Here is a 12,428-nt window from a genome sequence, read left to right on the forward strand (position 1 = left end):
GGATTTAGTAGATACCTATGGTAATGTTCCATTTACTGAAGCATTAAATGCAGCTAATTTCAATCCTAAGACAGATGATGGTGCTACTATCTACGCTGCCGCATTGAAATTGTTAGATGAAGCAGCTGTTCATTTTGCTGCACCTACTTCAGGTGGAACTCCGAATGATTACTTTTATGCAAGAAATTATACGCGTTGGGGTAAATTTGTTAATACTCTTAAGTTAAAGTATTACTTATACACTCGTTTAGTAAATGCTGATGTTTCTAAGACTGAAATCAATAAGTTGATTACAGCAAATGCACTTATCGGAACTGGCGATGATTTCGTTTTCCGTTTTGGTACTACTGCAGCTGATCCAGATTCTAGACATCCTAAATTTGCTGGTCAGTATACTGCCGGTGGTGGTGACTATCAATCTACGGATTTCATGCACCATTTGACTGTGGAAAAAGGTTTTGACGATCCTCGCGTTCGTTACTACCTGTATCGTCAAACATTGACGAATACGACTAACGTGGATGAGCAAGAGTGTATTTCTCAGATTGCACCTCCACACTACTTAGTTGGAAACTATTGCTACTGTAATCCTGCGGGTAACAAAGGATACTGGGGTCGTGATCACTTAGATCCAGACGGTATACCACCCGATGGTTTAAAGCGTACTGCTTATGGTGCTTTCCCTGCTGGTGGTCGTTTTGACAACAGCTCAGGAGCTCCAGTTGCTAACCCTGCTTTAGGTATGCGTGGTGCAGGTATCCACCCAATTATGTTAGCTGCTTATGTTGACTTTATGTTAGCTGAAGCTGCCTTGACTCTTGGAACAACAGGAAATGCGAAGACTTTGATGCTATCAGGTGTTAAGAAGCAAATGGACTATGTTCGTGCTTTTGCAGTAGCTGGTGCTGAAGGTGCTCTCATTAATACATTTGAACCTGCTGCTACTTTTACTACGAAAGTAACTAATTATCAAAATTATATAGGAGCTCAGTTTGATGCTGGTGCTTCTAATGATGCTAAGTTAGATGTTGTAGCAAGAGAGTATTGGTTGGCACTATATGGTAATGGTATGGAGGCTTATAACTTGTATAGAAGAACTGGTAAGCCATCTCGTATGCAACCTGGTTTAGAAGCGGTAACAGGACCTTTTGTTAGATCATTCTTGTATCCTAACAACTATCTTGTGACCAATACTAATGCTAAACAGAAACAGAATCTAGCTACTCAAGTGTTCTGGGATAAGAATCCTGCATCACCTTGGATTTATTAACCTTAAAAATTAGAAAATATGAAAATGCTAAGATATAGTTTCGGATTGTTGGCAACTATGCTCATCTTTCTAAGTTCTTGTAGAGATTTTGTGGAGCCAGCTGTTCCTTACAAAGATTTTGACACAGGAGCTTACTTGAGAACCATTGCCAGAACAAGCACTACCTTTAACTTCTTTGATTTGGCTAGCTCAAAATTTGCGCTAACTGTTGAAGCAGTTGATAAGGAAGATGGTAAGACGGTTCAGACCGTAGAAATTCGTGTTCGTCACAGACGTTTAGTTACGGGTGTTGGTTTAAAATACACTCCAGCGAACGACGTGTTAGTGAAGACGCTTCAAGCGGCTGATTTCAAACCAAACAGTAATTCTCGTTTTTTGAGAGCTGATTTCACTATTACAGCTGCTGAAGCGATTGCTGCTGTAGGCTTGACGAATGCAGGAATCAGTGGAGGAGATGCATTTGAGTTCCGTTTAATATTGAAAGACAAGTTTGGAAGAGTATTTTCTTCTGACAACGTTACTACCAATGTTGCGGGTGCTCCTTTCTATGATTCTCCATTCCAGTTCCCTGTTTCTGTAATTTGTCCTTCTGATTTAGCGGGTACATATGATTTCACTGCTACTGAGCAGAAGTCTGATTATGGTACTTGCGCAGGTGGTACTTATACAGGTAAAACTACATGGACTAAAGTTGGTACTTCTGCTAAATATACAATATCGGATGGTACATTTGGATTGTATGGATGTCAGAATGATAAATACTCAGGTGATGTTGCCATAAGCGATGCTTGTGGTGTACTTAGCATGGGTGGAGTAGATCAGTATGGTTCTCCATACTCTATGAAGTTTATCAGTAGTACTCCTGAACTTTTAACCTTTAGTGTTACTAATGGTTATGGAGATTTCATGATTGTTAAAGTTAAGTCTAACGCTGGCAAACCATGGCCGGCTACTTTGAAGTAATAGGTTAAATCCTATGATTATAAAAGGCAACGTCTTCTGACGTTGCCTTTTTTTTGTTATTTCTTTACGGTTTTTGAAACTAGGTAAGGAACTTAGAATTTTTCTATAACTCCTAACCCGAATAGCGCAAAGTCATATTTTACCGGATCTATTGGGTCAAACTCTTTTAAAACTGAATCTAAATCAACTACAGCTTTAGCATCATTCTGTTTGCGAGCTAGCATACCTAATTTACGGGCTGTATTTCCCGAATGAACATCTAGTGGTATGGATAGTTTAGATGGGCTAATGTTCTTCCAGAGGCCAAAATCTACACCCTTATTATCTTCTCTTATAAGCCATCTAAGCATCATATTAAGTCTTTTTGCGGCAGAACCAGTACTTGGGTCGGATACATGCTTTAGTGTTCTAGTGGGATGGGGTAGTTCGAAGAATATATGTTTGAACTCTGTTATAGACTCTTGGACAGAATACTTGGAAGTCAAAGTATTAAATATACGCTCTAGGCCTCCATGGTTTAGGTAGATATTTCTAATTGATTCTAAAAAATAGCAAAAATCTACACCATTAAAGGTCCTGTAGTAAAAATTGGATATTTGAGGGCTCTTGTAATCTTCACAATTCATAATGAAATCATAAGGGCTCTCACCCATTATTTGAATCATTTGATTTGCAGCACCTAGAATCGCTTTTCTGTTTCCCCAGCTAATGGTGGCGGTTAAAAAAGCAGCGATTTCGATATCTTCTTTTAAGTAGAACTGGTGAGGAATGCTAATAGGATCCAGTTCAATGAAATCTGGTCTATTGAATTCATCTACTTTATAATCTAGGAATTCTTTTAATTCAGTTTTGGAAAGACTATTCATATTTACTGTGTAAAGAATGAACTCCTAATCAGATGTTTTATGAGAATCGGTTGCAGTTAAAAAAACTGAAATCCACCTTGTGTAGGCGTCATTTAAGTAATTACTTTTTGCTAAACAAAGCAACCAAACGAGATGGAAGAGAAAAGATCCATACTAAAACTGTAACAGCCATTGAAAATGCAGCTATAAAGGGATAGGATAGGATAAAGAATACTTCAAAAACGATATGCCCTGCCGTTATGGGTCTTTTTCTTTTATTCATATTACTGTAATAAATAAGAGATTTCAGCTCGTACTCGCTTATCAACGGCATTTAATTTTTCAAAAGCTTTAGGAGATAGTTTGATGATTACTTTGCTATCTCCATTCGGTAAACGACCTATTACCTTCACCCAAATACTCTGATTGTTAGTAAGGTTCTTCACTAAAACTAAGGTTCCTATAGGGGCTGATCGATGAAGTGCAAGGAATTTTCCTGAATTATCAGGTACATCAATTAATTCAGCAATACCCGTTTCAATTTTCTTTTTGATGTCTTCAGGCCCTTTTTCTTTGGCAGGTATTGGAGCCTCTACTGTGGTTGAGGTAGGAACTGTTGTAGATTTAGCGGGTAATAAACTTGATTTGTCTACCGCGATACTGGATGTAGAATTAGTTGGATCTGAAACAATTAATCGTTGACCTTCTTGTAAGCGATCTGATGTTAAATTATTCCATTTTCTTAATTCAGCCATAGTTACTTTATGCATATTAGCCACGGACAATAATCCTTGTTTAGGCGCCACGATATGTATTTCAGCTTCTTTAGGCGAATCCGATTTAGTCGTTTCAGTTACCTTTTCCTCTATTAATTTAGGAGCTGGATTACTTTCTTCCAAATAATGCAATGGGATAAAGACGATTTCACCTGTTTTCACCGGTATTTGTAGGTCTGTATTGGCAGATTTGAATTCGCTTAAGGATAAATTATAGCGTTTGAGGATAGAGAAAAGAGATTGTTTAGGACCTACTTTGAATAATAGAAATGTCTTATTATTCTCCTTTTTTAAGCCCAAAGAATCAAGGGTACTTGCCTCTGCAGTTAGCTGCCAAGTTAATAAAAAGGCGATTAGTAGGGTTAGTTTATAATTTTTCATAAATCTTCAATTTCAGTTTATCCTTTACAAAAATCAATTGTTCATTGAGTATTGAAAAGGTTTGGTATCCGATGGTATCTCCTTCAGCGATCTGTTCTAATAGGATCGTGTCAAAAGCTAAATTGCATACTCGAAGGTAGTTTTTCCAGCCATTATCGTAAAGATAATAAGAAAACAATAGCTTATCATTTCCTTCAAAATAATCTATGCCTTTCGCAATCGTTTCGTTGAATTGCTTTTGAAAGAAGGCTTGAAAGTCTTTGAAATATTCTTGGCTTTCATCATAATGCTGTGGGACTTGAAATGAAAAGGCATTTTTCGGAATAATTGGAAGTGATTTTTCCTCTTTAATCAACTTTAACGGCTCTAATGAATAGGTTTGAATAGACTCAATACCCGGGTTTTTTGATTGTTGCAATTTGATAAAAATGGCCTCTTTTTCGTCTCCGGAGTGGAAGTTTAATTGTGCATAATCGGCGGGTGCTTTGCCTAAAAGCATTACATTTTTTGAACTCAAGTCGCATGAATGCCAAAATGCTTCCCCATTCCCCCTTGTTTCAATCCATAAACGTGGTTCCTCAGGAGTTCCCCAGTAGCGGATACTCCAGATTGGTTCTGCAAAGGAATGTTCAAAAAATGTGGACAAAGGATCGAATGTTTGGAAATTATGTGCAAATTTGGCAAAAATCTATCGAAAAAACGTATTTATTATGCTGCATGGCAAAAAGGTAGTCGCGATTATTCCGGCTCGTTTCGCATCCTCTCGTTTCCCAGGCAAGCCTTTAGTTGATTTAGGAGGAAAGCCTATGATTCAGCGGACTTATGAGCGAGTGAAAGCGGTGGAAGGTTTTGATCGTATCGTTATTGCAACAGATGATGAGCGTATTTTTGATGCTGCAAAGGTTTTTGGTGCAGAAGTAATGATGACGTCTTCAGAGCACCTTACAGGAACGGATCGCTGTGCTGAAGTGCTAAGTCGATTAGGCGAATCGGTTGATTATGTCATCAATATTCAAGGTGATGAGCCTTTCATCGAGCCCGAGCAGTTGAGAGAAGTAGCTGCCGGATTCACTTCTGGAGCGCCTATTTTAACATTGATTAAAAAAATCACAGATCAGGAAACCCTTTTTAATGTCAATACGCCTAAAGTGATTTGTGACGCGGAAGGCCATGCGCTTTACTTTTCTCGCCAAACCATTCCTTTTTTACGTGGGGTAGAGCCATCGGATTGGTTAATTAAGCACACCTTTTATAAGCATATTGGATTGTACGCTTTTCGGGCAGATATTTTACCAGGATTAAGTGCATTAAAACCTACTTCATTAGAGTTAGCTGAATCCTTAGAGCAGTTGCGTTGGGTGCAGAACGGCATTCGAATTAAAGCTATCGAAACGCAATTTGAAACGGTAGGGATTGATTCCCCGGAGGATCTAGAAAAAATTCAAAAAATGGGCCTTATTTAGGCATTTAAGCGGTATATTTGCTAGATTTTTGGCATAAATAACTGTCAAAGTTCGATTATACTTATGCATAGACCACACATAAAAGACGTATTACGTGAAAAGATTTTAATTCTTGATGGCGCAATGGGTTCTTTAATCCAACAATATAATTTAACGGATGCCGATTACCGCGGAGAAAGATTCAAAAATTTCCCGCACGAGGTAAAGGGGAATAATGATTTATTGTCGATCACTCGTCCTGATGTGATTAAAGAAATTCACGCGAAATATTTTGCCGCAGGTGCTGATATTGCGGAGACAAATACCTTCTCTGGGACCTCCATTGCCATGGCGGACTACCATATGGAGGAATTAGTGTATGAATTAAACTTCGAGTCAGCTAAAATTGCACGCGAAGTAGCGGATGAATATACGGCCAAAGATCCCTCAAAGCCACGTTATGTAGCAGGTTCAATCGGACCCACAAACCGGACGCTTTCTCTTTCTCCAGACGTGAATGACCCAGGTTTTAGAGCGGTTACTTTTGATGAATTAGTGATTGCCTATACCGAACAAATTCAAGGTTTAGTGGATGGAGGAGCTGACTTGCTCTTGGTTGAGACTATTTTTGATACCTTGAATGCGAAGGCAGCCTTGTTTGCTATCGATCAATATTTCAAGCAAAATCCATCAAAGCCCTATTTACCTGTGATGGTTTCGGGTACGATTACAGATGCCTCTGGGCGTACCTTATCCGGACAAACAACGGAAGCCTTCTTAACATCGGTTTCTCACATGCCTTTACTTTCAGTAGGACTAAATTGTGCTTTAGGGGCAGATTTAATGCGTCCTTACGTGAAGACGTTGAACGATAAATCCCCTTTCTTAGTTTCTGCTCACCCGAATGCGGGCCTGCCGAACGAAATGGGTGAATACGATCAGTCGCCTGCTGAAATGGCGGTGATTATTGATGATTTCCTTTCAAATGGTTTCTTGAATATCATAGGAGGCTGTTGCGGAACGACACCAGCGCATATTCAAGCGATTGCCGAAGTGGCTGCTAAACACAAACCACACGTTATACCTGAGGAAAATGTGAACCAGAAATTATCTGGATTAGAACCTTTGGAGATTACCGAAATAACCAATTTCGTGAACGTGGGTGAGCGTTGCAATGTGACGGGTTCGAAGAAATTTGCGCGTTTAATTCGCGAAGAGAAATTTGAAGAAGCCATCGCGGTAGCTCGTGAGCAGGTGGATGGTGGTGCTCAAATTTTGGACATCAATATGGATGAGGGGATGATTGATGGCGTGAAAATGATGCCACAATTCTTGAATTTATTGATGGCTGAGCCAGATATCGCTCGTTTACCAATTATGATTGACTCTTCTAAATGGGAGGTGATTGAGGCAGGTTTGAAGTGTGTACAAGGAAAATCGGTGGTCAATTCTATCTCTTTGAAAGAAGGGGAACAGAAATTCATTGAGTCTGCGAATTTGGTAAAAATGTACGGTGCTTCAGTGGTCGTGATGGCCTTCGATGAAACGGGGCAAGCGGATTCGTATGAACGACGCATCGAGATTTGCAAAAGAGCCTATGATATTTTAGTAGATAAAGTAGGATTTCCAGCTCAGGATATCATTTTTGACCCGAATATTTTAACGGTAGCCACGGGAATCGAGGAGCATAATAATTATGCGGTTGATTTTATTAAGGCTACAAAATGGATAAAAGAAAACCTGCCGCTCGCGAAAGTGTCAGGTGGGGTATCTAATATTTCCTTCTCTTTCCGTGGAAACGAATTAGTTCGTGAAGCAATGCATACGGTATTCCTTTACCATGCGATTAAAGCTGGTATGGATATGGGTATCGTAAATGCCAGTCAACTAGGTGTTTACGACGACATTGACAAGACCTTACGTGATTTATGTGAAGACGTTTTATTAAATAGAAATCCAGAATCAACCGAGAAATTAGTGGCCTATGCGGAGACGGTGAAGTCTGCTGGTAAGGAGCAAGTAGTGGATGATGCGTGGAGAAAAGAACCGGTGAATAAGCGTTTAGAACACGCCTTGATTAAAGGTTTGACAGAATTTATTGATGAAGACGTCGAAGAGGCGCGTCAATTAGTAGAACGCCCAATTCAGGTGATTGAGGGTCCTTTGATGGATGGAATGAACGTGGTGGGGGACTTGTTTGGTGAGGGTAAAATGTTCTTGCCTCAGGTTGTTAAGTCTGCCCGCGTGATGAAGAAGGCGGTTGCCTATTTATTGCCTTATATTGAAGCAGAGAAACAGGGAGGAGAGAGTTCATCAGCTGGCAAGATCTTGATGGCAACAGTGAAAGGCGATGTGCATGATATTGGAAAGAATATTGTAGGTGTAGTTTTGGCCTGTAACAATTACGAGGTGATCGACATCGGTGTCATGGTTCCTTGCGATAAGATCCTAGCTGCGGCTAAGGAGCATAACGTAGATATTATTGGTTTATCTGGTTTGATCACTCCGTCTTTAGATGAGATGGTGTATGTGGCCAAAGAAATGGAGCGTCTCGGTTTCAAAGTGCCTCTTTTGATTGGTGGAGCCACCACATCACGTATTCACACGGCGGTTAAAATCGATCCTCACTATTCAGGACCGGTTATTCACGTATTAGATGCCTCTCGTTCTGTGCCCGTGGCTGGTCGATTATTGCAAAGTGAATTAACTTCTCAAGAGATCTTCACCGAGATTAAAGCGGAATACGCAGAATTGAGAACGGCTCACGCTGCTCGTCAACAAGAAAAGAATTACTTATCTATCGATCAAGCTCGCGCAAAATCGAGTGGCATTGATTGGACAGGATTTAAAGCGAAAAAGCCGTCATTCTTAGGCGTGAAGTATTTTGAGGATTATTCTTTGGAAGAAATTGCGAAGTATATCGACTGGACTCCCTTCTTCTCGACCTGGCAATTGTCTGGAAAATACCCACGTATTTTTGATAATGAGGTGGTAGGGAAAGAGGCGAAGAAATTATTTGATGATGCGCAGGCTTTATTGAATGAAATTATTGAGAATAAATCACTTCAAGCCAAAGCTGCACTCGGTTTCTTCCCAGCGAACTCACTAGGAGATGATATCATCTTACACGATTATGTGGAGAAGGCTTTAGAGGTGGCTTGTGAAAAACACGGTTCACACCAGCAGGTATCTTATGAGATTCAGACGAAAGATGAATCATCCGATAAGAGCCAGTGGTTACACCATTTACGTCAACAAGGCCAAAAAGCAAGTATGCTTCCTAACCGTTGTTTAAGTGACTTTGTGGCCCCATTAAACTCGGGTGAGACGGATTATGTAGGCGCCTTTGCGGTGACGACAGGTCTAGGAATCGAAGCGCTATTAGATAAATACGAAAAAGAACATGATGACTATAACTCGATTATGGTCAAGGCTTTAGCAGATCGTTTAGCGGAAGCATTCGCCGAATTATTGCACGAACGTGTGCGTAGAGAATTCTGGGGTTATGCGGCTGATGAAAAGCTGAGCAATGAAGAGTTGATTTCGGAGAAATACGACGGAATTCGTCCGGCACCGGGTTATCCGGCTTGCCCTGATCATACAGAGAAGAAGCGCTTGTTTGAATTATTGGATGCGGAGAAGCAGATTGGGATTCAATTGACTGAAAGTTATGCCATGTATCCTGCCTCTGCGGTTTCAGGTTTTTATTTCTCACATCCGGAAAGTACCTATTTTGGTTTAGGTAAGATTGCCAAAGACCAAGTAACAGATTATGCGAAACGCAAAGGCATGTCCTTGGATGACGTAGAAAAATGGTTAAGTCCCGTATTGAATTATGACTAAGATTACAAAATATTTTGAGCAAGCGGCGGGAAAAACACTTTTCTCGATCGAGATTATTCCACCGATGAAAGGCCAACATTTGGGCGAATTAATGTCGCACATTGAGCCTTTGATGGAGTTTAAACCACCTTTTATTGAGGTGACTTACCACCGCGAAGAATATGTAGACAAAGTCGTAGGTGGCGTTTCTAAACGAATTCCTATTCGCAAGCGTCCAGGTACTTTAGGTATCTGTGCCTCCATCATTCAGCGTTTTCAAATAGAGGCTGTCCCTCACGTAATTTGTGGTGGATTTACGAAAGAAGAGACGGAAGATTTCTTGATTGATTTACATTATTTAGGAATCGAAAACGCACTATTATTGCGCGGTGATCAGGAAAAGGGCGAAGCCCATTTTGTACCCAAGCCAGGAGGTCATGCCTATGCAAACGAATTAGTAGAGCAAGTAGCGGCCATGAACAAGGGTATCTTATTGCATGAGGAGACGGAATCCTTGCCTACCAATTTCTGTATCGGTGTGGCTGGTTATCCCGAAAAACACATTGATGCCGTTTCTTTCGATCAAGACCTGAATTATTTAAAGCAGAAAGTAGATGCTGGTGCGGATTATATCGTAACGCAGATGTTTTTTGATAATAAAAAATACTTTGATTTTGTTCAAAAATGCAGAGAAAAGGGCATTAAAGTGCCTATTATTCCAGGATTAAAACCACTAGCTACGGAACGTCAATTGGATATTTTGCCAGAGATCTTCCATTTAGAAATTCCTTCGGAATTTGTTTCTGAGGCGCGTAAATGTGCTAATAATGCCGCTATTAAGCAATTAGGAATTGAATGGGCAGTTCAACAAGGAAAGGAATTGATTCAAGCCGGAGTTCCAGCGCTTCATTTCTATACGATGAGCAAGTCCGATAGCGTTAGAGCTATCGCTGAAAAATTATTCTAATGAAGGTCTTAGTCTATGGTGCGAGTACAAACCCGAGTCGATATGCTTATATCGCGACGGAATTACTGTTGCAGCACCGCCATGAGGTTTCTTTAGTTGGAATTAAGAAAGGGGAGGTGCTTGGACTGACCATTCAGCAAGAACAACCCATAGTAGAAGATATCGATACGGTTACCTTGTATGTAGGTCCTGCTAATCAGGAAGGGCTTTTTGATTATCTTAAGGCATTAGCCCCAAGACGCGTCATATTCAATCCCGGAACGGAGAATCCAGAACTCGAAAGAGCATTAGAGATAGCGGGAATACAAACTGAAGAGGCCTGCACGCTTGTTTTATTGCATACAGGCCAGTTTTAAGATCTATTGAGCTACTAACGTAAACTCAAATTCCTCCATAATTAAGTTCGCTAGCAATTTCTTGCAAGCATTGGTTACCACCTCATTTGCCTCAGCTTCTGATGCCGCTTCCACCGTTAATGTAATGTGCTTGCCAATACGAACGCCATCTACTTGGTTAATCCCTAAGTTTTGTAAGCCAATAAGTACTGCTTTTCCCTGAGGGTCAAGGATTTCTTTTTGAGGCATTACGTTGATTTCAGCTAAGAATTTCATTATTTGTTTGGATTTAAAAGGAAAATAAGGCCGGATAGGAGGATGTATGCGATCACTAAAACCGGAATTGCTGCAAATTTAAGCATAACAAGGGCAGCAATGCAAAAAATAAGGAAAATGAATTTCACTTGATTACTTTTCCAATCCCAGGTTTTGAACTTGAAGGCTAAAAGAGGCAATTCGCATACTAATAAATAGCTCATCAATACTGCATAGATTAATAGGCCTTGAAAATGTAGAATATAAGGGCTGAATTCAGGTTGAAAACGTAGAATTATAGGCAATGATGCAATAAGAAGACCGTTAGCAGGGGTAGGTACACCAATGAATTGATCGCTTTGGCGGGTATCTATATTAAATTTTGCCAAACGATACGCTGACATCAAAGTCAAGGCAAACACCATAAAGGGTTTATAAAATCCGAATAGTCCTACCGTGCAGGAAATCCCACAGCTTTGCTCCACTAAGGCAAATAAGATAAAAGAAGGTAAAACCCCAAAAGAGACCATATCTGCTAGGGAGTCTAATTCTTTACCTAAATCAGAATAAGCTTTTAAAGCACGGGCTAAAAAGCCGTCGAAGAAATCACAGACTAAGGAAATGAAAATGCAATAGGAGGCACTCACTAAATCGCCTTGCATCACGAACCAAAGTCCGATACATCCAGCGAGTAAATTACCCAGCGTCAATAGATTAGGGATTTCTTTTTTCATGCTTTTACGTATGGATTGGATACTTTTTCATCCCCGATGGTCGTGCTACCCCCGTGTCCAGGGTACACAATGGTGGATTCAGGTAAAGTGTATAATTTCGTTTGAATGCTGTGAACTAAATCAGCGTGATTGCATAATTGAAAGTCAGTTCTGCCTACACTGCGTCTGAAAAGTACGTCACCATCAAATAATAGTCCTTCCTTCTCGAAATACAAAGCCACGTGACCTGGTGCGTGTCCAGGAACAAATAAGATCTTGATTTCCATTTCACCTATCTGCAGTATTTGGTTATCCTCGTACCATACATCCACTTCAGTAGGTTGGTAATGCGGGAAACCATATACTTGCGCACGATTCGCTGAATCTGTTAGCAAAGGTTCGTCTTTCGGGTGAAGGTAAAACGGAATTTTATACTCTTGTCTAAAATATTCCACACCTAACACATGATCAATGTGCGCATGTGTATTTAAAATATGAGTCAACTTAATATTTTTCTCCTCGATGAATGTTTTTAAGGTTTGGCGTTCCTCGAAGGTATAACATCCAGGGTCTACGATAATACCTATTCCATTTTCATCCCAAATAATATAGGTATTTTCTTGAAATGGATTCAGCGTAAAGGCTTGGTGAAAGATCAT

General features: G+C 40.1%; 12 protein-coding genes. 6 read left to right on the forward strand and 6 right to left on the reverse strand.

Features of this window, described 5'->3' with window-relative positions; all coding sequences use genetic code 11:
* Both ACILP5_RS08825 and ACILP5_RS08830 read left to right on the forward strand, forming a co-directional pair.
* The coding region (locus ACILP5_RS08825) for a SusD/RagB family nutrient-binding outer membrane lipoprotein (RefSeq protein ID WP_395618294.1) at positions 1-1,270 on the forward strand (1,270 nt) is incomplete at its 5' end.
* Between the two features lie 18 nt (positions 1,271-1,288).
* Positions 1,289-2,233 (forward strand): hypothetical protein, encoded by a 945-nt coding sequence (locus tag ACILP5_RS08830; RefSeq protein ID WP_395618295.1) that lies wholly within the window; start codon positions 1,289-1,291, stop codon positions 2,231-2,233.
* A gap of 92 nt (positions 2,234-2,325) precedes the next feature.
* On the opposite strand, the gene ACILP5_RS08835 is transcribed toward ACILP5_RS08830, so the two are convergent.
* The 3 genes from ACILP5_RS08835 to ACILP5_RS08845 form a co-directional block, all read right to left on the reverse strand.
* Complete coding sequence (locus tag ACILP5_RS08835) at positions 2,326-3,099, reverse strand: TIGR02757 family protein (protein ID WP_395618296.1); 774 nt, start codon at positions 3,097-3,099, stop codon at positions 2,326-2,328.
* A gap of 263 nt (positions 3,100-3,362) precedes the next feature.
* Positions 3,363-4,235, reverse strand: a complete 873-nt coding sequence (locus ACILP5_RS08840; protein ID WP_395618297.1) for a LysM peptidoglycan-binding domain-containing protein — start codon at positions 4,233-4,235, stop codon at positions 3,363-3,365.
* The gene (locus ACILP5_RS08845) at positions 4,222-4,881 is read right to left on the reverse strand and encodes a hypothetical protein (RefSeq protein ID WP_395618298.1); all 660 of its coding nucleotides are present in this window, start codon (positions 4,879-4,881) and stop codon (positions 4,222-4,224) included. The genes ACILP5_RS08840 and ACILP5_RS08845 overlap by 14 nt, the downstream gene beginning before the upstream one ends.
* Positions 4,882-4,945: 64 nt before the next feature.
* On the opposite strand from ACILP5_RS08845, the gene kdsB reads away from it, so the two are divergent.
* From kdsB to ACILP5_RS08865, 4 genes are all read left to right on the forward strand, one after another.
* Positions 4,946-5,698 (forward strand): 3-deoxy-manno-octulosonate cytidylyltransferase, encoded by a 753-nt coding sequence (kdsB, locus tag ACILP5_RS08850; RefSeq protein WP_395618299.1) that lies wholly within the window; start codon positions 4,946-4,948, stop codon positions 5,696-5,698.
* Positions 5,699-5,761: 63 nt separating this feature from the next.
* Complete coding sequence (gene metH, locus ACILP5_RS08855) at positions 5,762-9,520, forward strand: methionine synthase (protein WP_395618300.1); 3,759 nt, start codon at positions 5,762-5,764, stop codon at positions 9,518-9,520.
* Positions 9,513-10,466: a methylenetetrahydrofolate reductase [NAD(P)H] gene (gene metF / locus ACILP5_RS08860; RefSeq protein WP_395618301.1), complete on the forward strand. Its 954-nt coding sequence runs from the start codon at positions 9,513-9,515 to the stop codon at positions 10,464-10,466. The genes metH and metF overlap by 8 nt, the downstream gene beginning before the upstream one ends.
* Entirely contained in the window at positions 10,466-10,822 is a 357-nt protein-coding gene (locus ACILP5_RS08865) for a CoA-binding protein (protein ID WP_395618302.1), read from the forward strand. The genes metF and ACILP5_RS08865 overlap by 1 nt, the downstream gene beginning before the upstream one ends.
* Before the next feature lie 3 nt (positions 10,823-10,825).
* Here the strand turns inward: ACILP5_RS08865 and purS are convergent, their stop codons facing one another.
* From purS to ACILP5_RS08880, 3 genes are read right to left on the reverse strand one after another with little or no spacing between them, the layout of a single operon-like run.
* Positions 10,826-11,077 carry a phosphoribosylformylglycinamidine synthase subunit PurS gene (gene purS / locus ACILP5_RS08870; RefSeq protein WP_395618303.1) on the reverse strand — a complete coding sequence of 84 codons (252 nt, stop codon included), beginning with the start codon at positions 11,075-11,077 and terminating at the stop codon, positions 10,826-10,828.
* Positions 11,077-11,790 carry a CDP-alcohol phosphatidyltransferase family protein gene (locus ACILP5_RS08875; protein WP_395618304.1) on the reverse strand — a complete coding sequence of 238 codons (714 nt, stop codon included), beginning with the start codon at positions 11,788-11,790 and terminating at the stop codon, positions 11,077-11,079. The genes purS and ACILP5_RS08875 overlap by 1 nt, the downstream gene beginning before the upstream one ends.
* The gene (locus ACILP5_RS08880) at positions 11,787-12,428 is read right to left on the reverse strand and encodes an MBL fold metallo-hydrolase (protein WP_395618305.1); all 642 of its coding nucleotides are present in this window, start codon (positions 12,426-12,428) and stop codon (positions 11,787-11,789) included. Before ACILP5_RS08880 ends, ACILP5_RS08875 begins: the two co-directional genes overlap by 4 nt.

Origin of the sequence: Aquirufa sp., from assembly GCF_044239315.1 — a bacterium.
Classification (GTDB): Bacteria; Bacteroidota; Bacteroidia; order Cytophagales; family Spirosomataceae; genus Aquirufa.

Excerpts from the sequence above, each read along its gene's own strand:
- ACILP5_RS08830 (WP_395618295.1), top strand. The coding sequence starts at position 1,289 with ATGAAAATGCTAAGATATAGTTTCGGATTGTTGGCAACTATGCTCATC.
- ACILP5_RS08835 (WP_395618296.1), bottom strand. The coding sequence starts at position 3,099 with ATGAATAGTCTTTCCAAAACTGAATTAAAAGAATTCCTAGATTATAAA.
- ACILP5_RS08840 (WP_395618297.1), bottom strand. The coding sequence starts at position 4,235 with ATGAAAAATTATAAACTAACCCTACTAATCGCCTTTTTATTAACTTGG.
- kdsB (WP_395618299.1), top strand. The coding sequence starts at position 4,946 with ATGCTGCATGGCAAAAAGGTAGTCGCGATTATTCCGGCTCGTTTCGCA.
- metH (WP_395618300.1), top strand. The coding sequence starts at position 5,762 with ATGCATAGACCACACATAAAAGACGTATTACGTGAAAAGATTTTAATT.
- metF (WP_395618301.1), top strand. The coding sequence starts at position 9,513 with ATGACTAAGATTACAAAATATTTTGAGCAAGCGGCGGGAAAAACACTT.
- ACILP5_RS08865 (WP_395618302.1), top strand. The coding sequence starts at position 10,466 with ATGAAGGTCTTAGTCTATGGTGCGAGTACAAACCCGAGTCGATATGCT.
- purS (WP_395618303.1), bottom strand. The coding sequence starts at position 11,077 with ATGAAATTCTTAGCTGAAATCAACGTAATGCCTCAAAAAGAAATCCTT.
- ACILP5_RS08875 (WP_395618304.1), bottom strand. The coding sequence starts at position 11,790 with ATGAAAAAAGAAATCCCTAATCTATTGACGCTGGGTAATTTACTCGCT.
- ACILP5_RS08880 (WP_395618305.1), bottom strand. The coding sequence starts at position 12,428 with ATGATCTTTCACCAAGCCTTTACGCTGAATCCATTTCAAGAAAATACC.